The organism is Kitasatospora sp. SUK 42, from assembly GCF_015776785.2.
Lineage (GTDB): Bacteria > Actinomycetota > Actinomycetes > Streptomycetales > Streptomycetaceae > Kitasatospora.
On sequence record NZ_LFMD02000002.1, the window covers coordinates 354,236 to 380,294 of the forward strand.

The window sequence follows — 26,059 nt, forward strand, 5'->3', positions numbered from 1 at the left end:
CATCCACCCTGCGCGGGCCGTCCGACGACACGGCACCACGACCCCCGGGGCCAGCGCCACTGGCACTGCCACCGCCGGCACTACCGCCGCCGGCCCGCCGCCAGCAGCTCCGGCACGGTGGCGAGCTTCACCCGCGGCCGCCCCTGCGCCTCGCCCCGCTCGCGCTCCGCCCGCTCCACCGCGCGCAGCTCCCGCAGCCCCACCGCGTCCGGCCGGCGGCGCCGCACCAGCCGCTCGAACTCCCGGCGCCCCGCCCCGGGGGCGGGCAGTGCCCGGGCCACCGCGTCGTCCAGCAGCGCGTCCACCGTCTCCCGGGCGCAGGCCCGGTTGGCGCCGATCCCGCCGGAGGGGCCGCGCTTGGCCCACCCCACCACGTACGCGCCCGGCAGCGGCCGCCCGGTGGCCGGGTCGACGACCCGTCCTCCCTCGTGCGCGACCGCCCCGGTCCGCGGGTCGACGGGCAGCCCCGGCACCGGCACGCCCCGGTGCCCGATCGAGCGCACCACCAGGGCGGCCCGCAGGGTGTCGGTCTCGCCGGTGGCCTCGACCCGGCCGTCCGCCGCCATCGTGGTCCGCTCGACGGTCAGTCCCGAGACCCGGCTCCCCCCGGCCGGCCCGGAGCCCCGGCCGTCCGAGGTCAGCTCGACCGGCGAGGACAGGAAGCGCAGCACGATCCGCCGCCCCGGCCCCGGCTCCGCGCCGCCGTCGTGCGGCACCAGCGGCAGCCCGGCCAGCAGCGCCGCCCGCGCGTTGGGCGCGGCCGACTCGATCGCGGCCCGCACCTCGGGGTGGTCCTCGACCACCACCTCGACGCCCGGCAGCCGGCGCAGCGCCAGGAACTCCGGTGCGGTCCACGCGGCCTGCTCGGGCCCGCGCCGGGCCAGCAGCACCACCTCGCGCACGCTGCTGCGGCGCAGCGCGGCCAGGGCGTGGTCGGCGATGTCGGTGGCCGCGAGCCGGTCCGGGTCGGTGAGCAGGATCCGGGCGATGTCGACCGCGACGTTGCCGTTGCCGACCACCACCACCCGCTCCGCCGACAGCTCCACCGTGTCGGCCGGCACCGTCGGTTCGGCGTTGTACCAGCCGACGAAGGCGGTCGCGGGCACGCTGCCGGGCAGGTCCTCGCCAGGGATGCCGAGCCGCCGGTCGGCGGCCGCGCCGACGGCGTACACCACCGCGTGGTGGTGCGCGGCGAGTTCCTCGTGGGTGACGTCGGTGCCGACCTCCAGGTTGAGGTGCATCCGCAGCCGCGGGTCGTGGAAGACGCCCGCGAAGCTCTCCGCGATCCGCTTGGTCGACTGGTGGTCGGGGGCGACGCCGTGCCGCAGCAGGCCGCCGGTGACCGGCAGCCGGTCGATCATGGTGAGCTCGGCGCTGGTGCAGCGCAGCAGCTCCTGCGCGGTGTACCCGGCGGACGGCCCGGTGCCGACCACGGCGACCCGCAGCACGCCGAGCTCGCCCGGCAGGCTGCGTGGGAAGCTGGGCGCGCCCCAGGCGTGGTCGTTGGGGTGGTCACGGAACCAGTCGCGGTTGAGGTCGGCGAACACGGTGTCCGGCCCGCGCAGCCGGTCGACCGGGAACACCGCGTCCACCGGGCAGGCGTCCGCGCAGGCGCCGCAGTCGATGCACGCCCGCGGGTCGATGTACAGCAGGTCGGTGGTGCCGAACTCCGGCTCGTCCGGGGTCGGGTGGATGCAGTTGACCGGGCAGACGGACACGCACGAGGCGTCGTTGCAGCAGGTCTGGGTGATCGCGTAGGCCATGGCCGGAGTGGGATCCTCGCTGTGTCCGAATGGGTGTCCGATGGGTGTCCGACGAATGCCCGGTGCCGGGCCGACCGACCGTCAGAGCATGTTCACGCGGCGGTAGACGGCCGCCGAGCGGGTGGTGAGCAGCCCGGCCTCGGCGAGGAAGGCCATCAGGTGCCGGGAGCTGTTGCGCATCATCGCCTTGCGGTGCTCGTTGCCGCGCACCTCGGCGAGCGCCCGTCCGACGTCCAGCCCGGCGGCCTTGTACACGCCCGGGTGGATCATGCTGGTGACGATGACGTACGCGCCGATCGCGATGCCGGTGGCCGAGGTGCGGCGGCGGGCCGGGCCGGCGTGGCGCATCCGTTCGAGGATCTCCTGCCGGGCGAACTTCATGTGCCGGGACTCCTCGACCACGTGGATCCGGGAGGTGCCGCGGACGATCTCCAGGACGTTCTCGCCGCGCATCCAGTCGCGCTGCATGACGTCCAGCACCTCCTCGGCCACCAGGATGCCGCCGTAGGCGAGTTCGCCCTTGGCGAGCGCCTTGAAGGCGCGGCCGGCCTGGGCGACCACCTTGTTCGGACGGTAGGCGGGGACGCCCATCTTCTCGCAGGCGCGGGCGAACATGATCGAGTGGCGGCACTCGTCGGCGATCTCGGTGAGCGCGAAGCGGAACTCGGCGCTGGCGGGGTTCTTGAGGTACTGGTCGCGCAGCACCATCTGCTGGAGGATCATCTCGAACCAGATGCCGGTGTTCATGATCGAGCAGACCTCGTGCCGGGTGAGCGTGATCCGCTGGCGCTCGGTCATCTCGTCCCAGAGCCGGGTGCCGTAGAGCGTGCTCCACTCGGGGTTGAGGCCGTAGTGCTCCTCCGGCAGGGGGGCGTCCCAGTCGATCTCGGTCGAGGGGTCGAAGGAGAGGGCCGCGGCCGAGTCCAGCAGCCGCTTCGAGACGTCGTCGTCGCCCGCCGTGTGGCCGTGCTCCGTCGGCCGGGTGAGAGCCATGGCTGCCTCCTGGTGCCTGCCGCTGCGGGTTCCCGCTCACCCGCTTATTAGACGGACAGTACAATAAGAGCCCGCCGTCGAGAACCCCCTGCGCAAGGGCGATCCGACGCCCCCCCGGCGCGCAGGAGGGCGGGGCCCGCCCGGGCCCCGCCCTCCGCTCGCCTCCCCCGCGCTACGCGACGCCGCCCGGCGCCCCGCCCGACGCCCGGCCCAGCGCCCCGCGCAGCGCGTCCGCCGCCTCGGCCGTCGCCTCCCGGAAGCGGCGGCCGGTGCCGAGGTAGCTGGCGTACCCGTGGATGAGGTCGGGATGCCGGCTCAGCCGCACCTCCACCCCCGCCTCCTCCAGCGCCCGCGCGTACGCCTCGCCCTCGTCCCGCAGCGGGTCGAAGCCCGCGGTGCCGATGTACGCGGGCGGCAGCCCGGTCAGGTCCTCGGCGAGCAGCGGGGACAGCCGGGGGTCGGTGCGGTCCGCGGGCGCGGGCACGTAGTGGTCGGCGAACCAGTCCATGTTCGCGCTGGTCAGGTAGTACCCGTCGGCGAACAGCTCGCGCGAGCGGCGCCACACCGAGGCGTCCACCGCCGGGTACAGCAGCAGTTGGAACACCGGCGCGGGCCCGCCGCGGCGCACCGTCGTCTGCGCGGTGACGGCGGCGAGGTTGCCGCCCGCGCTGTCCCCGCCGACCGCGATCCGTTCCGGGTCGGCGCCCAGGTCGGCCGCCTTGGCGTGCGCGTAGTCGAACGCGGCCAGCGCGTCCTCGACCGCTGCCGGGAACACGTGCTCGGGCGGCCGCCGGTACTCCACCGACAGCACCCGCACCCGGCCGCGCCGCGCCAGGAACCGCGAGATGTGGTCGTGGCTGGCCCGGCTGCCCAGCACCCAGCCCCCGCCGTGCAGGAACACCAGCAGCCCGGAGCCCTCCGCCAGCCCGTCCGGCGTGTACAGCGTCGCCGCCAGCTCCCCGTGCTCCACGGGGATCCCGACCTCCCGCACCGACACCCGCCGGATCACCGGCCCGCCCACCAGGTGCCGCCCGTACTCCAGCGCCACCCGCGACGGCCCGACCCCGCCCGGCAGCACCAGCGCCACCTTCGACAGCCGCTGCAACCGGAGCATCAGCTGCGCGTCCAGCGCGAGCGTCTGCCCGTCCACCACCACCGGCCTGCCCGCGAGCGCGCGCCGCGCCGCGTCCGGCAGGGCGTACACGCCCCGGAGGAAGGCGGCCTGGATCCGGACCGGGAGTGGAATCGTCATCTTCTGCCTCCTGCGAGCGGCTCTGCCCTGGGTCGGGAGCCCATGATGGGCCCGCCCCGGCCGCCAGGGAAGCCTCGGGCCCCTGCGCGTCGCGGCGAGTCGGTCAGGAGGTGCGCCGGTCCTCGGCGTCGAAGACGGCCAGTGCGCGGGCCCCGGGTTCGAGGGCGCGCCGCAGGGCCGTACGGGCGGAGCCCTCCAGGCCGCCCAGGGCCTCGGCGAGCTCCTCCGCCACGTCGGCGGCGATCTCCGCCGCCACGGCGTCGGCCGGGGTGCGCGGCCCGAGCTTGCTGACGGCGGCGGCCGCGCGGGTCGGGGTGAGCAGGGCGGAGGCCTGGACCAGCAGCCACGCGGGGACTCCGGCCGCGCCCTCCGGCGGGGGCAGGTACGGGCGGGCGCCGTCGTAGCGATCGTCCTCCGCGAAGGCCTTCTGCTTGACCTTCAGCACCGGGCGCGCCGCCGCCTCCGACTCGCACCACTCCCCCGCCGGCTTGAGGACGTACCCCTCGGCGAGGTTGTCCGCCAGCTCGGGCAGCCCGAACAGGGCCGGCACCCGGCTGGGGAAGGCCACCGGGAGTTCCTGAAGCGCGTTCAGCGTGCCGTGGCCGAGCAGCGGTACGCAGGTCAGCCCGGCGGCGCCGGCGGCGGCCCGCAGTTCGCGGTCGGAGATCCAGCACCGGCCCTGGTCCGTCTCCACCGTGGCGTCGAAGGGCAGCCAGCGCAGGCCGGGCGCGTACCAGACGCCGGTCTGCACGGGCTCGACCCCGGGAACGGCGGGCACCGCGGGGTGCGGGTAGCGGCCGCCGGCCAGTTCGCCGTAGACGGTGACGACGGCCGACGGGCTCCGGCCCGCCCGCAGCGCGGCCGCGAACCTCCCTGCCGCGACCAGCAGTTGGGGCCAGATCCGGCTCACCCCGAAGAACGCGTCGAGCTCCTCGTCCCCCAGCAGGTCGCGCCGCTTGGCGGCCCGTACGGAGTCGCCCTCGCACACCACGGCGAAGTGCGCCCCGTGCACCTTCTCCGCCGCGGTCCACTCCCGGCTCCCGGGCGCGCCGGAGCGCCCCCGCGCGGGGATCTTCGGGTAGGGCCTCAGCTCGGAACCTTCGAACACCGTCTCGGACACGAACAGGATCCTCGCCGCAACGGCCGCCCGCTGGCAACGGAGATAGCGGGGTGGCGGGAAAGACGGGGTGGCGGGGAAAACGGGGTGGCGGGGATTCAGCGCCCGGCGGCCGCACCGGTCGGGCCCCAGAGCCCGGCCAGGTGCGCGTGCAGGAGCTCCTCCGCCTCCTCCGTCGTCCGGTGCCCGATCAGCACGTGCCCGGTGAGCCCGTCGGCGAGGGCGAGCAGGGTCCGGGCCTCGCGCTCCGGGTCCGGAGCCCCGGAGGCCTCCGCGAGCAGCCTCGTGAACAGCCCTTCCAGGTCCGCGTAGCTGTTCCGCAGGCCCGCCGCCAGGGCCGGGTTGACGGCGGCCGCGGCGAGGAAGGACAGCCAGATCCGCGCCTCGGCCCGGTGCTCCTCCCGCAGCAGGGCCAGCTCGCCGACCACGTGCCCGACCGTGCTCGCCGCCGACTGCGCGGGGCTTCCCACCAGTCGGCCGCGCGCCCGTTCGGTGACCCGTTCGCCGACGTGGCCGAGGGCGAAGAGCAGCATCTCCTCCTTGGTGCGGAAGCAGCGCTGGACGGCGCCCATCGAGACCTCCGCACGGGTGGCGACGTCCCGCAGGCTCACGCCTTCGAGCCCCTGGGCGTCGATCAGCGCGCACACCGCCTCGGCGATCCGTCGGCGCCGCTCCTCGTGGTCCACCTGCTTGGGCATCGGCCACCATCTCCTCGCGATATTCCGATGCAATCGTATCGGGTCCCGGGCTAGGGTTCGTTCCGATGCAATCGCATCGAAAAAACACCAGGAGCCCCTCATGTGGAAACTCCCCGCCACCACCATCGCCGCCGCCGTCCGCAGCGGACAGGTGTCCGCCCTGGAGGTGGTGAACGCCCACCTCGCCCGGATCGCCGAGGTCAACCCGCAGGTCAACGCCGTCACCCAGCTGCTCGCCGACCGCGCCCGCGCCGAGGCCGAGGCGATCGACCGCCACCGCGCGGCCGGCGAACCGCTCGGCCCGCTCGCCGGAGTGCCGTTCACCGTCAAGGAGTCCACCCGGATCGAGGGCGTGCCGACCACCTTCGGCACCCCGCGCTTCAGCGGCCGCACCGCACCCGCCGACGCCATCCCGGTGGCCCGGCTGCGCGCCGCCGGGGCGATCCCGATCGGGCACAGCAACATGCCCACCCTGATCCTGGCCGGGATGCACACCCGCAGCGAGCTGTACGGCGACACCCGCAACCCCTGGGACGCCACCCGCACCCCCGGCGGCACCAGCGGCGGGGACGGCGTGGCGGTGGCCACCGGCATGGCCGCGCTCGGGCTCGGCAACGACTCCGGCGGCTCGGTGCGCATCCCGGCCGCCTTCTGCGGCGTCGCCGCGCTCAAGCCGACCACCGGCCGCTTCGCCGCCGACCAGCGCATGCTGGGCCCGGACGACCCCGGCCCGGCCTCCCAACTCCTGGTCACCGACGGACCGTTGGCCCGCAGCGTCGCCGACCTGCGGCTCGCCTACGAGACCCTGGCCGGCCCCGACCCCCGCGACCCGCGCGCCGTACCCGCGCCGCTGTACGGGGATCCCCTCGCCGGCAGGCCCAAGGTCGCCGTCGTCGCCGACCCGGGCGGCCACGGCGTCCACCCCACCGTCCGCCGCGCGATCGAAACCGCCGCCGAGGCGCTGCGCGACGCCGGGTACGAGGTGCACGAGGTCCCCGACGTCCCCCGGCTGGACGAGGCCTTCGACGCCTACCACCGGCTCACCAACACCGAGTTCGCGCCGAACTGGCCCGTCGTCCGCCAGCTGCTGGGCGAGGGCGGCGACCGCTACATCGAGTTCACGATGCGCAGCGCCCCGCCCGTCGACTCCGCCGGACTGGTCGCGCTCATGGGCACCTGGATGAACATCCGCCGCTCCTGGACGGAGTTCCTCGACGAGTACCCACTGCTGCTCGGCCCGGTCTTCACCGAACCACCGGTCGAGCCCCGCCTGGAGTCCCGGGACCAGGCCGGCCGGGACCGGGTCGCCACCGCCATGCGGCTGTCCCTGGTCACCACCTTCGTCGGCGTCCCGGCCGTCGCCGTCCCCACCGGACTGGCCGCCGACGGCCTGCCCACCGGGGTGCAGCTCGTCGGGCGCCCGTTCCGCGAGGACCTCTGCCTGGCCGCCGCCCAGGCCGTCGAGGACCGCCTCGGCGTGCTGACGCCCGTGGACCCACGGATGTAGAAAGGACCGGCCTGTGCCTGGTCTCCCAGGCACAGGCCGGTCCCACCGCCTCTCGGCGGACTACCGGTTCCTGCGGAACGTCCTCACCAGGTAGGCCCCCCAGGCGAGCGTGACGCCGCTCAGCAGGCCACCGCCGCCCGCCCTGAGCATCGACCCGAGCTCCGTGTTCGCGGGCACGAGGCCCAGCAACACGAACACGCACACGGCCGACAGCAGCAGGCCGAGCGTCGCCAGGGCGGCCTTGAGGGCCCGGTTCACCTCAGTCCCGGTCACGCCAGCGCGCCTTCGCGCGCCAGCCGAGGTAGAGGCCGGCCAGAGGAAGGGTGAGGATGCTGTTCCCCTCCGGCAGGAGCCAGGCGCTGAGCACCCCGAAGACGGCGAGCACGACGACGGCCTCGACGAGGAACCGCCGGTCGCGGGCGAGCGACCGGGACGTCCGGTCGGCTTCGCCGACGCCCCTGCCGTTGCCATCACCCTCCGGGTCGTCAGCCATGTGCTCCTCCTTCGATCACGATTCGACCGGAACTGCCACGGTACGGCACGCCTTCACCGCCCTCACCACAGCCTCCAGGGGCCGCGGTGCCGCCCGGGCCCACGGAAGAAGCCCTTGCTGAGCCACCCGTAGGCCGCTCCCGAGAACCACCCCTTGACGTAGGAGCCGGAGAGCCCGCTGGAGCTGCACCCCCGGGTGCACCCGTTGTGGCTGACCGCGTAGTCGGCGACCCCGCCGACGGCGGCGATGGCCCCGCCCGCGAGCACGCAGCCGACCACGGCGGTGGCGGCGCACATCGAGCCGATGGCGATCCCACCGCCCACGTAGACGGCCGCATGGCCGACGAGGCGGGCCTGGCGAGCACCACGGCAGGAGCCGTTGGGGTTCTTCCCGAACATGCACCAACGGCCGTCGAGGTCGAACTTGTTCAGCGGGTCGCCGTACACGTAGTCGTACGCGTTGGCGTTGCCGCCGTAGACCGGGTCGACGGACAGGAAGCGACCGGTGGCGCCCTGGTAGAGGCGCACGCCCATCAGGACGAGGCCGCCGCCGGGCGTCTCGGAGGAGCGCGTCTTGGAGCCGATCCAGCCGTAGCGGACGGTGGGCTGGCCGGCCCGGGGCTGGCCGTACTCGTCGTAGTCGAGCACGGTCGGGGCGACGGCTGTGTCCAGCGGCAGCTGGAGCGTCACGTCACCGTGCAGGTTGGCCAGCTGCAGGACGGTCGCGCCGCCCTGCACCACGGCGGCGAGGTCACCGGCCGGGCCGGTCACGTTGCGCGAGGCGGTGCCGTCCACGGCGATCCAGCTGGGGTTGTCCCCGTCGGCGCCGTAGTGGTTCGTCCGGCCGCCCGAAACCGTCCACGCGGTACCGGAGTTGGTCTCGTTGGTGATGCCGCGCAGGCGCTGCGCCGCGTCCAGCGTCCAGGTGGAGCGGGTCGAACCGGTGGTCTGCTGCTGCACCAGGTCGCTGTTGTAGTAGCCGACCGTGCTGCCGGGCACGGCCGTGGTGCGGCCGAACGCGTCGTAGGTGTAGCCCGCGTTGACCAGGCGGTCGGCGCTGTCGTAGCTGTTGGTCTGGGTGGTGGCCCCGTTCGTCGAGCACTCCTGGCCGCGCGGCGCGGTGGCGGTGGCCAGGCTGGTGCGGTTGGTGTTGTTGTCGAAGCCGTACGTGCGGGTGGTGCAGACGGCGTCGGTGGAGGTGTCGCGCACCTGGGTGAGGCGCCCGGCCCGGTCGTAGGTGTACGTCTGGGCCGCGGTCACGCCGGGGGTGCCGGTGTGGGTGGCCCACTGGCCGTTGACGGTCTCCGTGATGGCGTCGTTGACCAGCACCACGCCGTCGCTGTTGCGGGTGTGGGTGCGGGTGACGGCGCTGCCGGTCGGGTCGATCCGGTCGGTGCTGGTGTAGCCGCCGGGCAGGCCCTGGCTGACGACCTTGCCGTCCGCGTTGTAGCGGGCGGTGAGGGTGCCGGCACCGGAGTCGGTCACCGAGGTGACCAGACCGCGCGGCTCGACGGCGGTGTCGTAGGTGTAGGTGGTGGTGGACGGCGAGCTGTCGGTGACCTTGGTCGGCCGGTCCAGCGCGTCGTACTCGGTGGTGGTGACGGCGCCGTCGGCGTCGGTGTAGGAGATCAGGCGGGCGAGCACGTCGTACGCCTTGGTGATCGTCCCGCCGGTGGCCGAGGTCTGCTTGACGACCTTGCCGGTGGCCGGGTCGTAGCTGACGGTGGTGGCCGGGGCCGCCGGGCCCACGCCGCCGCTGACCGTGGTGGTCACCGGGCGGCCGGCGTTGTCCGAGCTGATGACGGTGGTGCGGGTGACCCCGTTGGCCGTCTCGTCGGTCTGCGCGGTCTGCCCGAACAGGCCGTACTGGGTGGTCTTGACGGGCAGCTGCGCCGGGTTGGCGCCGCCGCCGGTGACCGCGCCGGCCGGGCCGGTCTGGCAGACCAGGTCGGCCCACTCCGGGCGCCCGGCGCAGGGGCCGGTGCCGGTGGCGGTCCAGTAGCTCGTGGTCGTGGTGCCGGCGTCGGTGCCGCTGGAGGCGGGCAGCGACTGGGAGGTGATCCGGCCCTGGGCGTCGTAGCCGGTGCCGGTGGTCAGGTTGAGCCCGCCGGCGTCCTGGACCTTCTTGGTCGCGACGCCGAGGTTCCAGTCGTAGACGTTCTTGTCGGTGCGGGTCTCCGCGAAGACGTCCGGCCAGCCGCGCAGGGCGCCGCCGGTGACGGTCGTGGTGACCTGGTCCTTGACCTTGGCGGTGCCGTCGCTCGGGCGGCCCTCGTCGTAGGTCTTGACGGTGCGGGTGCGGGCGGTCACCTGGGTGCCCGCCTTGGCGACGGCGGTGGTGCCGCTGACCGCGTCGGCGGCCAGGGTGACCCGGTGCAGCGGGGCCGAGTTCTCGGTCTCGCGCTGGCCGTCCTCGCTGTAGACGCTGCTGCTGGACAGCAGCTTGGCGCGCTCGCCCGAGGGCAGCGTGTCGATGCCGAGGTCGGCGAGCTGGGCCTTGGCCTCGTCGGTGGTGCCGAGGGCGAGTTCGCGGTTGGCGGCGGTCAGCGTGCGGACCGTGTGGCCCCACTTGTCGCGCTCGGTGGTGGTGATGCGGTGCCCGGGGGTCGCCTGGTTGACCTGCTGCCCGGAGGCGTTCAGGTAGCTGACGGTGGCCCGGGCGTAGTCGCCGGCCTTGAGGTCGGCGCCGCTGTTGGACGCGGGCACCTGGTCGGCCGGGAAGACGGCGGTGGCGTCGGTCGGCAGGTCGCTCTGGCCCCAGGTGGCGCCGGCCGCGGCCGACAGGTCCTCGGGGGCGTTGGCCCCGCCGGTCGGCACGCCGTAGACGACGGTCGTGTTGGCGGTGCCGTTGACCTGGGTGGCGCTGCCCGGGGTGAGGGTGTTGGTCCACACCTTGGTCAGCATCCCGTCACCGGCGGCCGGGTTGGAGGCGACGTTGCCGTACGCCATGTGGTAGCCGCCGTTCATGCCCGGCACGAGCACCGCGCCCAGCGCGCCGTCCGAGGCGCCGCCGCCGACGTAGGCGTACTGCGTCTTGGCGGCCTCCCCGACCCGCGGGTCCCAGACCTGGCGCAGGGAGCCGTTGAGGTCGTAGCGGTACGTGGAGACGGTGGTGGCGGTGGAGGCCGCCGCGCCCGGGGCGGTGGCCCACAGCTTGACGGTGCTGGCCTGGCCCGCGAAGTCACCGAAGTCGGTGCTGTTGGTGTAGCCGGTCGCGGTGGTGGTGGTCGCGTAGACGAACTCCAGGACGCGGCAGCCCTTGGTGGTGACGTCCGCGGCGCAGGCCGCGGCGGTGGCCGCGGAGGTCGGGGCGACCACGTACTTGGGCCGGGCGAGGGTCTTCCCGCCGACCACGGTCTTCTCGGAGATCACCGTGGTCGTGGTGTTCGCCAGGCCGTCCAGCAGGCTGGAGGTCACCGTCCAGGTGGCGGCGGCCGGGTCGACCTTGGAGAAGGCGGTGACGGAGCCCTCGGTGTCGGAGAGGGTGAAGTCCCCGCTCGCGAAGGAGCCCTTGAGGGTCAGCTCCTCGCTGCCCGGCTCGGGCACCCAGCCGTTGCCGGCCGCGTTGGCGGTGAAGGAGACCGTGCCGCCCTCGGTGGTCGCCACGTCGAGCGAGGTGGCCGAGGTCTTGCGGATCTCGGTGTACGAGGAGGCGGAGACCTCCGAGGTGACGCCGGAGGTCCAGTTCGGGCCGAAGATCGGTGCCTGGCCGTCCTTGCTCGCGGCGGCCTTCGGGTCGCGCGAGGAGCTGGTGCGGCTGACCGTCATGCCGAACACCGAGACGTCGGAGGCGGAGACGGTGAGGTCACCGGTGAGCAGGTTGAGCTCGCCCGGGCCGACCTTCTGGGTGGCCGCGCCGCCCGCCTTGCGGTCCACCACGACCTTGATCGGCTCGGAGGAGACCGCCGCGCCGTTCGGGCCGGTGAAGTCCGCGCGCACCTGCACGGTGCCGTCCGGGGTGACGGTGCTGGTGGCGTTCCAGGTCAGCGAGGGGCTCTTCCCACCGGTCAGCGCGACCGGCCAGGAGGCGAGCGCCGTACCGCCGTTGGCGACGTCGGCGGCCGGGATCTGGGTCCAGGCGTCGGCGTCGGAGCGGCGCCAGGAGTAGGCGACCGCGTTGTACTTGGCGCCGTCCGCCTCCGCGACCAGCGGGACGCGGGCGGCGGTGCGGGTGCCGTCGTTGGGGGCGGTCACGCCACCGGCCCCGACCTGGAAGGTGTAGGAGACGGCCTCGGACTTGTTCTCCGCCCGGTCCACCGCCCGCACCTGGAGAGTGTTGGTGCCCGCCTTGGCCGGGGTGACGGTCAGCTTGACGGGCGTGGTGGTGCCGCCGGTGGCGACCTTGGTCCAGTTCGCGCCGTCGAGCGTCCACTCCAGCGCGCTCTGGTCACCGGCCGGCGGGGTCACGGTGAAGACGCCGCTCTGCCCGGCGCCCTTGACCCACTGGCCGGAGGGGTAGTCGGTGGAGCTGACCGCGCCCGGCGCGGAGGGCGCCGAGGTGTCCACGGTGAAGTACGCCCAGGGCGACCAGCCGAGGTTGTAGTGCGTGCCGTCGTACGGCGAGGTGCGGAACCGGTAGGTCCGGCCGTTGGTCAGCACGCCGGCCGGCACCTTCACCGAGGCGGGCGAGCCGCTCGGCACGTACGGCGAGACCAGCACGTTGCCGACCTGCGCGTTGGTGGCGTCGTCGAAGATCTGGAAGGTGCCGTCGACCTTGTCGTTGTTCGGGTCGACGAAGGTGTCCCGCAGGGTCGGGGTGGTCGAGTTGACCCACCACATCCCGGCCGCGTCCTTGTAGAACGGCGAGCCGGCCTGCTGGTCGGTGCCGGTGCGCGGGCGGTAGTTGTACGTGACCGTCAGCTTCGGCACGTTGCCGGAGGCGTTGGCCGAGTTGAACTGCTTCCAGAACTTGGTGTTGACCTCGTCCGGGGCGCGCAGGCCCATGCTGGACAGGCTGTTCTTCGCCGAGGTCCAGGTCTGGACGAGGTTGGTGACGTCCGCGTTGACCCAGCCCGCGCCGCCGCAGCCGGCACGGCCCTTGGTCTCGGTGGAGGTCGACTGCTTGCTGTTCCAGGCCGGCTGGGCCGTCCAGCGCGAGCCGGTGGTGGGGCGGCCGGTGTCCCAGACCTCCCAGGCGTACGGCAGGCAGTCGCTGTTGCCGGCGTGGAACTCCCACAGCGACAGCTGCGCGTTCATCACCAGCGCGTCGGCGATCGGCGCGGTGTCCCAGGTGATGAAGGAGCGGGCCTCGCGGGAGGTGCCGTCGGCGTTCTTGGTGCCCGGGTTGCCCAGGTCGAGCTCGGTGTCGGCCGACCAGTCGACCGTCTCGCCCCTCTGGACGTAGGTGTCGAAGACGTTGCCGAGGCCGGTGGTGGACGGGTCGACCGTCACCGGGTACTTGGTCTTCGGGTCGGCCAGGAAGGCGGCGTCCGGGGTGAACACCAGGTCGATGTTCTCGCCGTGCTGCACGACCTTGAGGTCGACCTTGGCCTTGCGGCTGCGGGCGCCCGCGATGTCGTCGACGGTGGAGTCCCACATCACCGGGGCGGGCAGCACCGCGCGCTGCTCGCCGGAGGCGGTGTCGGTGAACAGCACGCCGCCGTCCGGCTGCGCCTCCGCCTTCAGGCCCTTGGCCTTGAGCGGCATGGTGTACGAGTAACCGGCCGTGCTGGGGCGCTGCTTGAGGATCGTGTACTGCTCGAAGCCGGTGCGGGTGGCCTCCACGACGAGGTCGGCGGCGCCGTCGCTGATGGCGTCCTTGTAGGTCGCCCTGGTGCCGTCCAGCTCGGGCTTGGGCAGGCCGCCCTTCCACTGGAGCTCGACCTGCTGGTCGCCCCGGCCGAGGGTGACCAGGGTGCGGTCCTCGCCCTTGGCGGACTGCGACTCGGCGTAGCTGCGGGCCCGGGTGCCGCCGGAGCCGGCCAGCTTCAGGCCGTTGGGGTGCGCCTTGGGGGCCACCGAGCCGTCGACGCCGGTCTGGAGGGCGAGGTCGACGTCGACCCAGTCGGCGGCGTCCTTGCCCGTGTTCCCGCTCGGGGCACCGTCACGGCGGAACCGGATCGGACCCGCGCTGAGCTCGGTGGTGAGCGAACCGTCCTTGTTCACCCAGGTGGTGGAGGTCTCGGTGCGCTCGGAGAGCGCTTCGACCCGCTGACCCGAGAGCCGGGCCGCGACCCTGGCCGAGGGGATGTCAGCGGCCGTGGTGGCGAAGGGCTTTGCGGCACTGTCGCCGGTTCTGCCCGACTGCGGGGGCGCCGCGAAGGCGACCTCCGACCCCGCCAGGACGGAGACCGCCACCGCCAGGGCGAGTGAGCCGCTCACCACCCTGATTGGTATGTGTCCGTACATTCATGACTCCTTGTCGACAAGCCGCTACATGCGACCCGACCGAGGATCGTAAGGACCGACAAAGCCGACATATGACGACACATCAGATCAAGAGGGAGTCATGAGAGAGCAATGGAAAGGCAATCTTGATCGACCCGTGACAAATGGATCATGGAACCGGCCGTTTGGCCCGAATCACCTCCTGCCGGCGGAGGAGGGCCACCGCCCGAGGGCGCCACCGGCGTTCAGCCGCGTGCGGACAGCAGAACGGCCGGCCGATCCGAGGATCGACCGGCCGTTCCGGTGGTCACCGGGGGGTGATCTCGCCCATCTCCCCCCAGCCGTCCATGCCGGGGATGTCGATCGAGACGATCCGCGGCTTGGTGGCCACCGCGTACGACAGGTCGTCCATGGCCTTGACGAAGTGCGCGGACTCCACGTGCTCCTTGCCCGCGTCGCCGTCGCGGAACGCCTCGACCAGGACGAACTCGTTGGGGTCGTCGACGCTGCGGGACCACTCGAAGAAGAGGTTGCCGGGCTCGTTGCGGGTGGCCTGGGTGAACTCGTCGACGAGATCGAGCCAGCCGTCGGCGCGCTCGGGGCGAACCGCGAACTTGACCGTAATGAAGATCATGGGAATTCCTTTCGCTCCACGTTCACACGTGGCGGTACGGACGGGGACAGCTGCTCAGCGAGCACGGTGGCAATCGTCGCAGGTCAGACGAATGGCCTGCGACGCAGGAGACAACACGTGCCACAGAGCCGCTCCGGTGGCGGTGCCGCGAGAACATGACGGACACCAGGGGTGGCAGGCACACCACGACCACCGCGAGCGGGGCCTCGCACCCGTGACACACGGAAGAGCGTCCGCCCTCCGTCCGGCGGGGTCAGCCGGTGAAGCCCGGCACCACCAGGCCGGACTCGTACGCGATCACCACCGCGTGGGTCCGGTTCTGCGCGCCGAGCTTGGTCAGCACGTTTCCGACGTGCGTCTTCACCGTCTCCAGGCTCACCGTGAGCGACTCCGCGATCTCCGGGTTGGACAGACCGGTGGCCATCAGCCGCAGCACCTCCTCCTCCCGCCCCGTCAGCGCCGCCCTCGGCAGGGCCTCGGCGGAGCCCAGCGGGCGGGCGGCGACCATCCGGCGCAGTGCGGCCGGGAAGAGGATCGCCTCCCCGGCCGCCGCCACCCGCACCGCCTCCGCGATCTGCCGGACCGGCAGCCGCTTGAGCACGAAGCCGCTGGCGCCCGCGCTGAGCGCGGCGGTGACGTAGCCGTCGTTCTCGAAGGTGGTGATCACCACGACCTTCGGCGGCTCGGCCGACCCGGCCGGCTCGGCCAGCAGTTGGCGGGTGGCCTCGATCCCGTTGAGGCGCGGCATCCGCACGTCCATCAGGACCACGTCCGGACGCAGCCGCCGCGCCTGCTCGACCGCCGCGACGCCGTCGGCGGCCTCGCCGACCACCGCGATCCCCGGCTGGACCGCTAGCAGGGTGCGCAGACCGCTGCGGGTCACCTCGTCGTCGTCCGCGATCAGGAGGGTGACGGGGGCGCCGGTGGTCGCGCTCTCGCCTGCGCCGGAGGGGGTCACGTCGGAGTGCATCACGCCGCCACCCGGACCGGCGGCACGGCGACCGGCGGCAGCGAGAGGCTCGCGACCGCGCCGCAGTAGGCGAACAGCGCACCCGCACACGTGGAGCCGCGCAGCAGCGGCCGGATTCCCCTGATCATGATCGCCAGTATGGCCGGGTGGCTCGACGATGGCCTCCCCCGATCGAGGGAGCGCCCTTTCCCGCCTTTCCGCGATGTGCGCCCACGCCCCCGGAACCCATGGGCCACGGCGGCGACATCCCGGGGTACGAGACCCGGGGCGGAGCCACCGACGACGGCCGCGCCGTCAGCATCGCCGTGACCGCCATCCCTGACGACGGGGCGGTCACCGAGCGCCTGGAGGGCGTCGTGGACACGGCCCTCTGCCGCTGAACCACACGTCCCCCGGGCTCCGTTGAGACGGACAGGGGAAGGAAGACGAGGGACCCGGCACCATTCATCCGGTGCCGGGTCCCTCGTTCGTTCACCGGGCCGGGTGCGTCCGCTCCGGGGTGTGGCGTCAGCCCGGGAGCTGACCGCTGCAGTTGGTCAGCCAGGAGCCGTAGATCCCGGACGGGTCGCCGGCGCGGTTCGCGGCGTAGTAGGCGTTGCGGACGTCGTTCTTGAGGGCGCCGCCGGTGGCCGGGCCGACGACGCCGTCCGGGCTCAGGCTGTGCCCGTGCTGGTAGTGCACGACGGCGTTGTAGGTGAGGCTGCCGAAGTCGTTGTCGACCTTCAGGCCCGCGCTGTCCACGTAGTCGAGGGCCTGCTGGAGGCAGCCGACGGCCGAGCCGTAGCTGCCCGACGAGAGGCTGCTCGCGGCGCTGGCGGAACCGGCGGTCAGGGCGACGGCGGCGGCCGCGCCCAGGGCCAGGGCGGCGGTACGGCGCGTCCAGGTGTTGATGCGCATGATCGGTCTCTCCTCGGGTTCGCACGGATGCCGGTGCCCTGCGGATCTCGTTCTCCGCCGCGGCGCCGGCTTGGCTTCGCCGCAGACGACGATGCTCCGCTCGGGGCTCCGAAGCCAGGAATTCGTTCCTGGCCGAATGCCTTGCAGTGGCCCCGGGGACCGGCCCACGATCGCGAGGTCTGCTCCGCCCGAACGACCTTGAATGATGATCACCCAATCGGCTTTTCCGCAGGTGGGTGCGGGTTTCTGATGCCCCGCTAGGTCCGTTCGAGTGTGGCGTTCGCTTGCGAACGGTAGCGGCGCATGGCTGTCTGGATTCCGGCGGGGCCCACCGGTGCTGCCACTACCCACTTCAATTCCACGGAGGAAACCCTCATGCGCGCTTTCAAGCGTGTCCTGGCCGTCAGCGCTCTCACCGCCCCGCTCGTGATCGGCTGTGCCGGCCTCGCCTCGGCCCAGGAAGGCCTGGACGCGAACTTCGGCAAGGGACAGTTCGTCGCCAACCAGAACGGCGCCGGCGTCGCGGACGCGAACTCCGTCGTCAACGCCGACGGACTCCAGCACACCGACTTCTGGATCTGGTCCGACAGCACCGGCGTCTCCGGCGCGTTCAACGGCTCGGGCGCCACCTGGCAGAACGGCTGACGAAGCCCGCACCACCGGAGGCATGAGACCCTCCCGGCCGCTCCAGGGACGGCCGCGGTCCACTTCTCCGAACAACAAAACGGCCGGTCGATCCGAGGATCGACCGGCCGTTCTCTGTGCGCGAGGGGGGAGTTGAACCCCCACGCCCTTTCGGGCACTGGAACCTGAATCCAGCGCGTCTGCCTATTCCGCCACCCGCGCATCTGGGTGATGGGTTAAGCATAGACCATCTGGAGGGGTGCTTCTGACCACCCCGGGATGGACGGTCGCCATCCGGGATCCAGCCGCCCCACCGCCCTCGCCGACCCCGGCCGTCTCGACCTCCGCACGACGTCCGCCGCACAGGAAGTCGGCCCGTCCGACTTCCTGTGCGGCATGGCTCGAACTCGCCGGTGTCGCACGGCAAGTGGAGTTAGCCTGTCGAGCATGGTTGCAAACTACACAGAAGAAGTGGCCATGCCCGACGCGGAGTTCGTCAGCGCCCCCGCCCTGATCCTCCAGTCCCTCTCCTCCGATCCCGACCGGCGGGCCGTCGTCACCGCCGACGGGGTCGACGTCACCGCGGGCGAGCTCGCCACCACGGCCTACCGCCTCTCCCACGAGCTGATCGCCCGGGGCGTCGGCCGCGGCGCCACCGTCACCCTGCTCACCGGCAACACCCCCGAGGCGCTCGTCGCCCGGTACGCGGCCAACCTCGCGGGCGCCCGGGTGGTGAGCCTGTACGACGGCATGAGCGTCCCGGTCCTGGCCGAGATCGTGGCGAGCGTCGACACCACCGTCCTCCTCGTGGACGCCGAACGGTTCGAGGCCGCCGCCGAGTTGCTCCCCCTGCTCTCCGTGCCGACCGTCCTCTCCCTGGGCCCGGGCCCTGATTCGGTCGGCGCCGACGTGATCGCCGCCTCCGCGAACCGCCCCGCCGAACCGCCGGCCGTCCGGATCAGGCCGGACGACGACCTGGGCATCCGCCACACCGGCGGCACCACCGGGATCCCGAAGGGCATCCTCAGCCTGCACGGCCCCTACCGGGGGATGTTCGACGTCCCGTTCCTCGCCGGTGGCGGTCAGGGCGAGCCGCCCCGCTTCGTCGCGGCCACCGCGCTCGCCCATCTCGCCGGAATCTTCTCCGATCTGACGCTCCACCACGGCGGCCTGGTGGTCCTCCAGCGCACCTTCGAGCCCGGCGACGTGCTGGCCGCGATCGAGCGCGAGCGCATCACCGACCTGTGGGTGCTGCCGCCGCTGCTCCACCGGCTGCTCGACCACCCGGCGATCGGCCGCACCGACCTGTCCAGCCTGCGGAGGATCCTCTACGGGGGCAGCGCCTCCTCGCCGACCCGGGTGCGCGAGGCGCTCAAGGTGTTCGGTCCGGTCCTGATCGGCGTCTACGGGATGTCGGAGGCGCAGCTGATCTCCGTGCTCCTCCCCGAGGAGCACCACCGGATCGGCCACGGCGGCCAGGTCTCGGTCGGCCGACCGGCTCCCGACACCGAGGTGGAGATCCGCGACGTCGACGGCACCGTGCTGCCGACCGGGGAGCAGGGCGAGGTCCACATCCACTCGGACACCCTCATGGCCGGGTACTGGAAGCAGCCCGAGCTCACCGCCCAGGTGCTGCGGGACGGTTGGCTGAACACCGGCGACGTCGGCTACTTCGACGAGGACGGCTACCTCTACCTGGCCGACCGGGCCAAGGACCTGATCATCGTGGTCGGCGGGCACGTCTACCCGTCCGAGGTGGAGGACCTCCTCGTCACCCACCCGGCGATCGCCCAGTGCGCCGTCTTCGGGGTGCGCGACGAGCAGCAGGCGGAGCACGTGCACGTCGCCGTCGTCCCCGCGCCGGGGCAGCGGCCGGAGCTGGACGAGGTCCAAGCGTTCGTCACGGCCCGCAAGGGGCGGATCTACGCGCCGGAGGTCCTGCACCTGGTCGACGAGATCCCGCTGACGGCGGTCGGCAAGCCGGACAAGAAGCGGCTGCGCCAGTCCGTGACCGGCTGAGAGCCCTCGGGCGACGGGCCGTTCGGGGCTACGGACCGCTCGGGGCGACGGGCCGCTCGGAGCGACGAACACCGAACCCCCACCGAAACCGGCGCGGATCCCCACCCGGTTTCACTCCCAAGCGGGGTTTGGCTCAACGAACCCCCGCCCGGCTGCCGAGAAGCCAACGGGGTGGCGGCGCTGAGGGCCGCCACCCCTCCCTCAGGTGTTCTCCCGGCAGCAGCGCACGAAGTCCCGCACCACCGGGTTGCCGTCGTCCTCCGGCGCCCAGCCGACGCCGATCCGGCTGGGGCTGACGCCGCTGACGGGCCGGTAGACGATGCCGGGGCGGGCGTAGAAGCGGGCGGTGGACTCCGGGGCGAGAGCGACCCCGTAACCGTTGGCGATCGCACTGAGCCAGTCGTCGGGGTGGTCGACGACGGCGCCGATCCGGACGGGGTGCCCCTCGCGCTCGTCGGCGGCGAGCCAGTAGTCCCGCCAGCGGCCGGTCTCGGCGGGGGCGGCGACGAAGGGCTCGTCCCACAGCTCCCGGAAGGCGATCTCCGCGCGGTCGGCCAACGGGTGCGCCGAGGGCAGCGCGACCCAGCGGGGTTCGGTGGACAGTTCGGCCACCCGCAGCCGCTCCTGCCCGGGGAACGGCAGCCGCAGCAGGGCCGCGTCGACGTCCCCCGCGCCGAGGCCGGCCGTCGGATCGGACCAGGTGGCGTGCAGCATGTCGACCCGCCAGCCCGGGTGGCGGCGGGTGAACTCGGCCACGATGCGCGGGGTGGCCTCGTTGGCGGCGCTGGCCAGGTAGCCGACCCGCAGCACCCGCTCGGCCCGGCTCGCCGTGCGCCTGGTCTCGCGCAGCGCCGCGTCCCAGTCGGCCAGCAGCCCGGGCGCCCGCGCCGCCAGGGCGCGGCCCGCCGCGGTGAGCGTCATCCCGGCCCGGGACCGTACGAACAGCGGAACGCCGAGCCGGTTCTCCAGCTGCCGGATCTGCTTGGTGAGAGCGGGCTGGGAGACGAACAGCCGCTCGGCCGCGCGGGTCAGGCTGCCCTCCTCCGCGACGGCGGCGAAGGTGCGCAGCAGCCGAATGTCCACATCCATTCCATCAGGTTATGGAAGCAGGTATTGGACGCAAGCCGGGGGCGCTGACGAGGCTGGACGGCGAGGGAACACCCGAGGAGAGCCCTCCCCGAAATCCCTCCCCGAAAGCCCTCCCCAGCAAGAAGGAACCGCCGTGTCCACCGCCTATGTGATCGTCGCCGTCCTCACCATCGCGGCCAACGCCGGAATCGCCGCCGCCGACTTCGCCGGAGCCCGGTTCGTCCTGGCCAACTCCGCCGAGGTGAACGTGCCGAGGACCTGGATCCCGTGGCTCGCCGGCGCCAAGGCGGCCGGGGCCGCCGGGCTGCTGCTCGGCCTGGTCGCCTACCCGCCGCTCGGCATCGCGGCCGCGATCGGCCTGGTGCTGTTCTACGTCGGCGCCGTGGCCACCCACGTGCGGACCCGGGTCCTCCACAACATCTACTTCCCGGGCGCCTACCTCGCCCTGGCCGTCGCCACGCTCGCCCTCGCCGTCTGAGGCGGCTCCAGCCTCCCCTCCAGCAGGGCCAGGGCGTCCGCCGCGGCCGGGTCCGGGCCGGGGGTGTAGAGCTCCAACCGGTGGTCCGGCCGGTCGGGTTGGAGCCACACCTGGTACGTCACCTCCACCGGCCCGACCACCGGGTGGTCCAGCACCCGGCTGCCGAAGGTGCACTCCCGGACGTTTCCGCCGGCCCACCAGGCGGCGAACTCCTGGCTCTTCATGGTGAGTTCGCCGATCAGCTCGGCCAGCGCGCGGTCCTCCCCGTAGCGGCCGGCGACGAGCCGCAGATAGCCGACGTGGGTGCGGGCGTAGTGCTCCCAGTCCCGTTCGAGCTCGCGGGTGTGCGGGTCCAGGAACAGCATCCGGCTCATCGACGGCCGGGTGGCCGGGTCGGCCGGTGCCTCGTACGGCAGGTGGCCGGCGAGCAGGGCATGGCCGAGCGGGTTCCAGGCCAGCACGTCGTTGCGCCGCCCGAGCAGCAGCGCGGGCAGGTGGTGCAGCGCTTCGAGGAGTTGCACCGAGCGCGGGTGCGGCTGCTCGGCCGGGGGCCGGCGCCGGACGGCCCGGGGCGGGCGGCGGGCGAGGTCGTAGAGGTGGGCGCGCTGGGTGGCGTCCAGCCGTAGGACGCGGGCGATCGCGTCCAGCACCTGGTCCGAGGCGTTGGTGCTGCGGCCCTGTTCCAGCCGGGTGTAGTAGGCCAGGCTGATGCCCGCCAGCCCGGCCAGCTCCTCCCGGCGCAGCCCGGCCACCCGCCGGTGCTCGGACGGCACCCGCAGGTCCAGTTCGGCCGGGGTGACGGCGGCGCGGCGCAGGCGCAGGAACTCGCCCAGTTCGCTGCCGCTTCCCTCGCTTCCCTGACTCCCCTTGCTTCCCATGTCTCCCGAGCGTAGGGCGGAAGGTTTCCGCAGGCCAGCACGGTGGGTGACCCTGCGAGTAGTAGGAACGGCGGGTGGCTGGCTGCGGCACCGGGCGCCGCCGAAACATGGCTCCGTACCCCGCCCCTCCGGCCCGAGGACGTCCCGTCGCCATGCCCCCAGCCCTGCTCGCGCTCGCCCTGAGCGCCTTCGCCATCGGCACCACCGAGTTCGTCACCAACGGCCTGCTGACCGCCCTGGCCGCCGACTTCGACGTGACCGTCGCCCGGGCAGGGCTGGTCACCACCGCCTACGCCGTCGGCCAGGCCTGCGGGCCGGTGCTCGCCCTGCTCACCCTGCGGATGCGCAGCCGGCGGCTGCTGGTGCTGCTGATGCTGCTGTTCACCGCCGGGAACCTCGCCTCGGCGCTCGCCCCGGGCTTCGGGCCGCTGCTGGCCGCCCGTTTCCTCACCGCGTGCACCCACACCGCTTTCTTCGGCGTCGCCTCGGTGGTGGCCTCCCGGCTCGTCCCGGCGGCCCGGCAGGGCGCGGCGATCGCCCTGGTGTTCACCGGGCTGAGCCTGGCCAATGTGCTGGGCCTGCCGATCGGCACCCTGGCCGGGCAGGCCTGGGGCTGGCGCGGGGCGTTCGTCCTGGTCGCGGTGCTGGGCGCGGTCGGGCTGCTCGGCCTGCTGCTGCTCCTCCCCCGCGGCTCGGAGGAGTCCACCGGCGGGATCTCGCTCCGCGCCGAGCTGGCCGTCTTCGCCGACCTGCGGCTCTGGCTGGCCCTCGCGGCGACGGCGATCGGCTTCGGCGGGCTGTTCGCCTCCTTCACCTTCGTCCAGCCGATGCTGACCGAGGTGACCGGCTTCGGCACCGGCGACGTGGTGTGGCTGCTCGCGGTCTACGGCGCCGGGCTGGTCGCGGGCAACTGGACGGCCGGGCGGGCCGCCGACCGCGCCCTCGTCCCGACCACGGCCGCCCTGCTGGCGGCCCTCACCCTCTCGCTCGCCCTGTTCTCCGCCACCGTCCACCACCGGGGGGCGGCCGTCGCCACCCTGTTCCTCCTCGGCTTCTGCGGCTTCGGCCTGCTCACCCCCACCCAGGCCTACGTACTGCGGGTCGCGGGCCGCGAGTCCGCGCTGGTCGGCACCGCGAACACCGCCGCCTTCGGCGCGGGCATCACCCTCGGCTCCCTGCTCGGCGCCGCCGTCATCTCGCACGGCGGCCCCTACTCGGCCACCAACCTGGCCGGCGCCGCGATGACCGCCCTCGGCCTGCTGGTCTTCGGCCTCTCGGTGGCCGCCGGCCGGCGCCGGGCCGGTTCCCCCGCGTGGAGCAGCTGACGCGCGCCACACGGTCGCTCAGGCGGCTCCGAAGTGCCGCCTGGTGTCCGCGATCAGCGTCCGCAGGAAGGCCGTGCCCGGGAAGTCCGTCAGGGTCGCCGGGCGGGCGAGCAGCGGGTTCGGCTCGAAGGCGAAGGTCCAGGTGAAGCGGGTGCCCGTCGGGGTGGGCTCGACGAGGTAGTCCTCACCGAAGCGGCGGAACAGCGGCAGGGAGGCCGCGGTGACGCAGAAGGAGTGCCGCGACCCCTCCTCCCAGCGCACGAACTCCTCCCGCAGGTGCAGCGCGCGCAGCGCGGTGATCTCGCGGGTCGTGCCGACGCCGTGCGGCGGGGGCGAGGTGTAGCGGCCGCCGCTCAGGCCGCGGCACCAGGACAGGGGCGCGTCGTCGGCCAGTCCCCGCCACACCGCCTCCGGTGACACCGGCAGGTCCATGGGGTACGAGTGGCGGTGCGGCGCCGTCTCGAAGAAGGACGCGTCGAAGTGTTCGAGCGTGAACCAGGGCATGGGGGTGCTCCTCCCGATCTGCGTTCAGTTCGTCCGTTCGGTCCCGCCGCCGACCGCCCGCAGCGCGAAGGGCAGCAGGCGGTCGGCGGTCTCCCGGGCGGTGATCGCGTCGACGTCCTGCGGCAGTCGGGGGGTGAGCAGGAAGCGGGTCATCACCGGGCCGACCACCACCTCGCCGAGCAGGTCCACGTCCGCGTCCGCGACCGGCGGGATCTCCCCCCGCTCGACCGCGCTCCGCACGACCTCCGCCACCCGCCCGTACACCGGCCGCAGGAAGGCCCGCACCAGCGCGTCCGCCAGGGCGGTGTTGTGGGCGGCCTCGCCGATCAGGGCGCGCATCAGCCGGCCGCTCTCACCGGTCATGGCGGCGGCCTTGTCCCGCAGCACGACCCGCAGGTCGCCCTCCAGGCTGCCGGTCTCCGGCGGCGCGTACGGGTCCTCCCCGTACAGCGCGGCGGCGGCGATCACCAGCTCCTCCTTGGACGACCAGCGCCGGTAGAGGGTCGCCGTGGACACCCCGGCCCTGGCCGCCACCGCGGCGGTGGTCAGCCCGCCGTAGCCGTTCTCCGCGAGGACGGCGAGCGTGGCGTCCAGCAGCGCCCGGTCCCGGGCCGCGTCGCGGGGGCGGCCCCGGCGCGGCGGGGGCTCGGCGGGCTGGGACGGGGGCGTGCTGGCGGTCATGCCGACCAGCCTACCGAAAGTAGAAACGAAATCGTTTCGTTTCGTTTATGCTCGAAGGCATGAGCACCGACACCCTCACCGCCGACCCGGCGGCCACCGTCGCCCGTCTCAACGCCACCTTCGCCACGGGTCGGACCAAACCCCTCGCCTGGCGCAAGGCCCAACTGCGCGCCCTGCGGCGCCTGCTGGTCGAGCAGGAGGCCGCCTTCGCGGCCGCCCTGCACACCGATCTCCGGAAGAGCACCACCGAGGCCTACACCACCGAGATCGGCTTCACCGTCAACGAGATCGACCACACCCTGCGCCACCTCGACCGCTGGCTGCGCCCGCGCCGCGCCCCGGTGCCGCTCGCCCTGCAGCCCGCCCGGGCCCGTACGGTGCGCGAGCCGCTCGGCACGGTGCTGGTCATCGCCCCCTGGAACTACCCGCTGCAACTCGCCCTCGCCCCGCTGGTCGGTGCGATCGCCGCCGGCAACTGCGCGGTGGTCAAGCCCAGCGAACTCGCCCCCGCCACCTCGGCGCTGCTCGCCCACTGGCTGCCCCGCACCCTCGACCGGCAGGCCGTCGCCGTCGTCGAGGGCGGGGTGCCGGAGACCACCGCCCTCCTGGAACAGCGCTTCGACCACGTCTTCTACACCGGCAACGGCACCGTCGCCCGCGTCGTGATGACCGCCGCCGCCCGCCACCTCACCCCGGTCACCCTGGAACTGGGCGGCAAGAGCCCCGTCGTCGTCGAGCCCGGCACCGACCTCGCCACGGCCGCCCGCCGCATCGCCTGGGGCAAGTTCATGAACGCCGGCCAGACCTGCGTCGCCCCCGACTACGTCCTCGCCATCGGCGACACGGCCGCCGCACTCGAAGCCCACCTCACCACCGCGATCCGCGAGATGTACGGCACCGAGCCCGCCCGGAGCCCCGACTACGGCCGCATCGTCAACGAACGCCACTTCGACCGGCTCACCGCCCTGCTCTCCGACGGCCGCATCGTCACCGGCGGCGACCACGACCGCGCCGACCGCTACCTCGCCCCGACCGTCCTCGCCGACGTCGCCCCGGACGCCCCGGTGATGCGCGAGGAGATCTTCGGCCCCGTCCTCCCGATCATCCGCGTCCCCGACCTCGACGCCGCCATCGCCTTCATCACCGCCCGCGACAAGCCCCTCGCCCTCTACGCCTTCACCGCCTCCCCCGCCACCAGGCGCCGTCTCACCACCGAAACCTCCTCCGGCGCCCTCAACTTCGGCGCCCCCAACGCCCACATCGCCATCCCGGGCCTCCCCTTCGGCGGCGTCGGCGAGAGCGGCCTCGGCCGCTACCACGGCCGCCACTCCATCGACACCTTCAGCCACCAGAAGGCCGTCCTCGACAAGCCCCTCCTCGCCGACCCCCTCCGCCTCGCCTACCCGCCCTTCACCCCCCTCAAGAACCGCCTCCTCCGCCGCTTCCTCTGACGGCCGGTCGACGGCACAGGACCGCCGAGACGCCCACCCCGACTGGCTCCACACCTACAATCACCACCGCTGACACACCGCACTCGCAGGCAAGCCATCCGCCAGCCCGGGGAGTGTCATGAATTCGGCTCTTACAAGATTTTCGTAGCTGTTGATCGCCCTGGGCTCTGGTGTCAGCTGAGGAGAATGCGCTGGCGTAGGAGGCGGTGTCCGGCGCGGCCGTACGTCTGCCGCTTGAGCAGCTTGATCTTGTTGTTGACGCCCTCGGTGCGGCCGTTGTGCCAGGGCAGGGTGAGAGCGGCGTCGACGCCGGCGCGGTCGCGCTCGAGGCCGGTGGCATAGGCGTGCAGGAAGGGCAGG

General features: G+C 73.2%; 24 protein-coding genes and 1 tRNA gene. 7 read left to right on the top strand and 18 right to left on the bottom strand.

Features of this window, described 5'->3' with window-relative positions; genetic code table 11:
- Nucleotides 1-80: 80 nt before the first annotated feature.
- The 5 genes from RZ50_RS01480 to RZ50_RS01500 form a co-directional block, all read right to left on the bottom strand.
- The gene (locus RZ50_RS01480) at nucleotides 81-1,763 is read right to left on the bottom strand and encodes a 4Fe-4S binding protein (protein WP_196948724.1); all 1,683 of its coding nucleotides are present in this window, start codon (nucleotides 1,761-1,763) and stop codon (nucleotides 81-83) included.
- Between the two features lie 81 nt (nucleotides 1,764-1,844).
- The gene (locus tag RZ50_RS01485) at nucleotides 1,845-2,756 is read right to left on the bottom strand and encodes a diiron oxygenase (protein WP_196948723.1); all 912 of its coding nucleotides are present in this window, start codon (nucleotides 2,754-2,756) and stop codon (nucleotides 1,845-1,847) included.
- 172 nt (nucleotides 2,757-2,928) lie between these two features.
- Nucleotides 2,929-4,008 (bottom strand): alpha/beta hydrolase, encoded by a 1,080-nt coding sequence (locus RZ50_RS01490; protein WP_196948722.1) that lies wholly within the window; start codon nucleotides 4,006-4,008, stop codon nucleotides 2,929-2,931.
- A gap of 103 nt (nucleotides 4,009-4,111) precedes the next feature.
- Nucleotides 4,112-5,128, bottom strand: a complete 1,017-nt coding sequence (locus RZ50_RS01495) for an RNA ligase family protein (RefSeq protein WP_196948721.1) — start codon at nucleotides 5,126-5,128, stop codon at nucleotides 4,112-4,114.
- Between the two features lie 95 nt (nucleotides 5,129-5,223).
- On the bottom strand, nucleotides 5,224-5,823 hold the full coding sequence (locus RZ50_RS01500) for a TetR/AcrR family transcriptional regulator (RefSeq protein WP_196948720.1): 600 nt from the start codon (nucleotides 5,821-5,823) through the stop codon (nucleotides 5,224-5,226).
- A gap of 100 nt (nucleotides 5,824-5,923) precedes the next feature.
- On the opposite strand from RZ50_RS01500, the gene RZ50_RS01505 reads away from it, so the two are divergent.
- The gene (locus tag RZ50_RS01505) at nucleotides 5,924-7,330 is read left to right on the top strand and encodes an amidase (RefSeq protein ID WP_196948719.1); all 1,407 of its coding nucleotides are present in this window, start codon (nucleotides 5,924-5,926) and stop codon (nucleotides 7,328-7,330) included.
- A gap of 60 nt (nucleotides 7,331-7,390) precedes the next feature.
- Here RZ50_RS01505 and RZ50_RS01510 read toward each other — a convergent pair whose 3' ends face one another.
- From RZ50_RS01510 to RZ50_RS29635, 6 genes are all read right to left on the bottom strand, one after another.
- Nucleotides 7,391-7,603, bottom strand: coding sequence for a hypothetical protein (locus RZ50_RS01510; protein ID WP_196948718.1), 213 nt, complete (start codon nucleotides 7,601-7,603; stop codon nucleotides 7,391-7,393).
- Complete coding sequence (locus RZ50_RS01515; protein WP_196948717.1) at nucleotides 7,590-7,823, bottom strand: hypothetical protein; 234 nt, start codon at nucleotides 7,821-7,823, stop codon at nucleotides 7,590-7,592. The genes RZ50_RS01510 and RZ50_RS01515 overlap by 14 nt, the downstream gene beginning before the upstream one ends.
- Before the next feature lie 62 nt (nucleotides 7,824-7,885).
- Nucleotides 7,886-14,170 (bottom strand): DNRLRE domain-containing protein, encoded by a 6,285-nt coding sequence (locus RZ50_RS01520; protein WP_196948716.1) that lies wholly within the window; start codon nucleotides 14,168-14,170, stop codon nucleotides 7,886-7,888.
- Between the two features lie 286 nt (nucleotides 14,171-14,456).
- Nucleotides 14,457-14,783 carry a putative quinol monooxygenase gene (locus tag RZ50_RS01525; RefSeq protein ID WP_196948715.1) on the bottom strand — a complete coding sequence of 109 codons (327 nt, stop codon included), beginning with the start codon at nucleotides 14,781-14,783 and terminating at the stop codon, nucleotides 14,457-14,459.
- Nucleotides 14,784-15,036: 253 nt separating this feature from the next.
- Nucleotides 15,037-15,753 carry a response regulator transcription factor gene (locus RZ50_RS01530; RefSeq protein WP_196948714.1) on the bottom strand — a complete coding sequence of 239 codons (717 nt, stop codon included), beginning with the start codon at nucleotides 15,751-15,753 and terminating at the stop codon, nucleotides 15,037-15,039.
- Nucleotides 15,753-15,881, bottom strand: a complete 129-nt coding sequence (locus RZ50_RS29635) for a hypothetical protein (RefSeq protein ID WP_256463657.1) — start codon at nucleotides 15,879-15,881, stop codon at nucleotides 15,753-15,755. The genes RZ50_RS01530 and RZ50_RS29635 overlap by 1 nt, the downstream gene beginning before the upstream one ends.
- 99 nt (nucleotides 15,882-15,980) lie before the next feature.
- Here RZ50_RS29635 and RZ50_RS01535 point away from each other — a divergent pair, with 99 nt between their 5' ends.
- The gene (locus RZ50_RS01535) at nucleotides 15,981-16,133 is read left to right on the top strand and encodes a hypothetical protein (RefSeq protein WP_374199856.1); all 153 of its coding nucleotides are present in this window, start codon (nucleotides 15,981-15,983) and stop codon (nucleotides 16,131-16,133) included.
- Nucleotides 16,134-16,260: 127 nt separating this feature from the next.
- On the opposite strand, the gene RZ50_RS01540 is transcribed toward RZ50_RS01535, so the two are convergent.
- Nucleotides 16,261-16,650 (bottom strand): peptidoglycan-binding protein, encoded by a 390-nt coding sequence (locus RZ50_RS01540; RefSeq protein ID WP_196948713.1) that lies wholly within the window; start codon nucleotides 16,648-16,650, stop codon nucleotides 16,261-16,263.
- Nucleotides 16,651-17,025: 375 nt separating this feature from the next.
- Here RZ50_RS01540 and RZ50_RS01545 point away from each other — a divergent pair, with 375 nt between their 5' ends.
- Complete coding sequence (locus tag RZ50_RS01545; RefSeq protein ID WP_196948712.1) at nucleotides 17,026-17,295, top strand: hypothetical protein; 270 nt, start codon at nucleotides 17,026-17,028, stop codon at nucleotides 17,293-17,295.
- A gap of 117 nt (nucleotides 17,296-17,412) precedes the next feature.
- Here the strand turns inward: RZ50_RS01545 and RZ50_RS01550 are convergent.
- Nucleotides 17,413-17,496, bottom strand: a tRNA-Leu gene (locus RZ50_RS01550).
- Nucleotides 17,497-17,751: 255 nt separating this feature from the next.
- Here RZ50_RS01550 and RZ50_RS01555 point away from each other — a divergent pair.
- Nucleotides 17,752-19,293 carry an AMP-binding protein gene (locus RZ50_RS01555; protein WP_196948711.1) on the top strand — a complete coding sequence of 514 codons (1,542 nt, stop codon included), beginning with the start codon at nucleotides 17,752-17,754 and terminating at the stop codon, nucleotides 19,291-19,293.
- Between the two features lie 201 nt (nucleotides 19,294-19,494).
- On the opposite strand, the gene RZ50_RS01560 is transcribed toward RZ50_RS01555, so the two are convergent.
- Nucleotides 19,495-20,382, bottom strand: a complete 888-nt coding sequence (locus RZ50_RS01560) for a LysR family transcriptional regulator (protein WP_196948710.1) — start codon at nucleotides 20,380-20,382, stop codon at nucleotides 19,495-19,497.
- Between the two features lie 133 nt (nucleotides 20,383-20,515).
- Between RZ50_RS01560 and RZ50_RS01565 the strand changes: the two genes are divergently transcribed.
- Nucleotides 20,516-20,860, top strand: a complete 345-nt coding sequence (locus RZ50_RS01565) for a DoxX family protein (RefSeq protein ID WP_196948709.1) — start codon at nucleotides 20,516-20,518, stop codon at nucleotides 20,858-20,860.
- On the opposite strand, the gene RZ50_RS01570 is transcribed toward RZ50_RS01565, so the two are convergent.
- A complete protein-coding gene (locus RZ50_RS01570) occupies nucleotides 20,818-21,738 on the bottom strand; it encodes a helix-turn-helix transcriptional regulator (RefSeq protein WP_196948708.1) in 921 nt (306 codons plus the stop codon). The genes RZ50_RS01565 and RZ50_RS01570 overlap by 43 nt on opposite strands.
- A gap of 152 nt (nucleotides 21,739-21,890) precedes the next feature.
- On the opposite strand from RZ50_RS01570, the gene RZ50_RS01575 reads away from it, so the two are divergent.
- Entirely contained in the window at nucleotides 21,891-23,063 is a 1,173-nt protein-coding gene (locus RZ50_RS01575) for an MFS transporter (RefSeq protein ID WP_254801946.1), read from the top strand.
- 18 nt (nucleotides 23,064-23,081) lie between these two features.
- On the opposite strand, the gene RZ50_RS01580 is transcribed toward RZ50_RS01575, so the two are convergent.
- Together RZ50_RS01580 and RZ50_RS01585 are read right to left on the bottom strand one after the other, a co-directional pair.
- Complete coding sequence (locus RZ50_RS01580) at nucleotides 23,082-23,567, bottom strand: SRPBCC family protein (protein WP_254801947.1); 486 nt, start codon at nucleotides 23,565-23,567, stop codon at nucleotides 23,082-23,084.
- Nucleotides 23,568-23,591: 24 nt separating this feature from the next.
- Entirely contained in the window at nucleotides 23,592-24,248 is a 657-nt protein-coding gene (locus RZ50_RS01585) for a TetR/AcrR family transcriptional regulator (protein WP_196948707.1), read from the bottom strand.
- Between the two features lie 59 nt (nucleotides 24,249-24,307).
- On the opposite strand from RZ50_RS01585, the gene RZ50_RS01590 reads away from it, so the two are divergent.
- Nucleotides 24,308-25,699 carry an aldehyde dehydrogenase family protein gene (locus RZ50_RS01590; RefSeq protein ID WP_254801948.1) on the top strand — a complete coding sequence of 464 codons (1,392 nt, stop codon included), beginning with the start codon at nucleotides 24,308-24,310 and terminating at the stop codon, nucleotides 25,697-25,699.
- A gap of 173 nt (nucleotides 25,700-25,872) precedes the next feature.
- On the opposite strand, the gene RZ50_RS01595 is transcribed toward RZ50_RS01590, so the two are convergent.
- A partial coding sequence (locus tag RZ50_RS01595) for a transposase (RefSeq protein WP_217680185.1) occupies nucleotides 25,873-26,059 on the bottom strand: 187 nt, incomplete at its 5' end.